2 protein-coding genes are annotated in these 1,356 nt (G+C 72.3%); one reads left to right on the top strand and one right to left on the bottom strand.

What is annotated here, in order from left to right; all coding sequences use genetic code 11:
• Nucleotides 1-603: flagellar brake protein (locus B551_RS18205; protein WP_023264724.1), on the bottom strand; the 603-nt coding region annotated here is incomplete at its 3' end.
• A 326-nt stretch (nt 604-929) separates the two neighbouring features.
• Here B551_RS18205 and B551_RS18200 point away from each other — a divergent pair.
• Nucleotides 930-1,356: FadR/GntR family transcriptional regulator (locus B551_RS18200; RefSeq protein WP_023264723.1), on the top strand; the 427-nt coding region annotated here is incomplete at its 3' end.

The raw sequence follows: 1,356 nt of genomic DNA, 5'->3' as shown, positions 1-1,356 counted from the left end.
CACCGCCAGTCGCGGCGCGCCGGCCGCGTCGCCGTCCTGATCCATCAGCTGCGCCGCCAGCCGGGTCTGCACGCGCGGACTGCTGCGCACCGGCACCTGCTGCACCTCGGTCGGCACGGACAGCACCAGGTAACGGAACGGACTGCGGCACACCGCGGTCACGGTGCAGCGGAAGCTGTGGATCGACTGGCCGGTGAAGCCGCGCAGCAGCACCTCTTCGCCCGCCTGGAAGGTGGCGTCGTTGCCGCCGAACTGCGGCCAGCTGACGAACAGCCCCTGTTCGATAAAGCCGATCAGCCGGCTCGCCGCCGCGCGGCCGCCGTCGTCGGGCGCCTTGATCTGCAGCAGCGTGCCGACCTGCAGACCGAGCGGGCCCGAGGCCTGCGCGGGCACCGGATCGACACGCACCGCACCGACCGGCGCGGCATCGTCGGGCGGTAGCGGATCGGGCCGGCACACCGAGCCATGGCGAAACACCAGCGCGACGTCGCGGCCGTCGGCGAGCACCTTGCCGCTGCCGAGCAACAGGTTGCCCTGCCCGTCGAGCAGCGACCACGGCAAGGGCTGGCCGACCGGCAGGTCGTTCGGTGTCAGAGGAATCATCGGCGTCCCAATTTCAATGCCCACGGCCGTGGGCGACAGTGCGGGGGCGGCCGCCGGGCCGCGGCCGCGCCTCCCGATTCCACAGCTATCGGCGCCAGGCCCCAAAGGTTTAGCGACACCCTACCTAAGGGGGATAGCGGAACGGGCCGCCGGGCGGATGGCGGTGTGGCGCTGGCGGGGGCCCACCGTTTCCGCCTTGACGCAGGCGTCGAGTAACGCCAGAATCTCGCCAAAGCTGTCTGACAGCCTTACAGATTGCCACGACAACCCAGCCCGACGCGGCCACCTTTGGCCCATTTACCGACGACCCGCCAACGGAACCCTGCTTGGAACCCCTCACCCGCCCCTCCTCCCTGGCTTCACGGATCGCCGAAGCGATCCGCGCCGATATCGGCGCGGGCCGCTTCGTTGCCGGCGCGCGCCTGCCGGCCGAGTCCGCCCTGGCGGCGGCGTTTGGCGTCAGCCGGCCGATCGTGCGCGAGGCCATCGCGCAACTGAAGGCCGACGGCGTGCTGGTTACGCGCAAGGGCTCGGGCGCCTACGTCTCCGACACGCCGGGCGGACAGGTCTGGCGGCTGCGCGGCGATGCCGCCGGTGCGGACGGCGGCCCGGCCGACGGACCGACGCTCACGCACCTGTTCGAACTGCGCGTGATGGCCGAGACCGCCTGTGCCGAGCTGGCGGCACGCCGCCGTACCGACGCCGATCTCGCCGCGATCGCCACCGCCCTCGCCGCGATGCGGGCGCAGCGCG

This window comes from Cupriavidus sp. HPC(L) (assembly GCF_000307735.3).
Classification (GTDB): domain Bacteria; phylum Pseudomonadota; class Gammaproteobacteria; order Burkholderiales; family Burkholderiaceae; genus Cupriavidus.
Note: the sequence above shows the minus strand (reverse complement) of the source record. Positions and strands in the feature narration are given on the sequence as shown.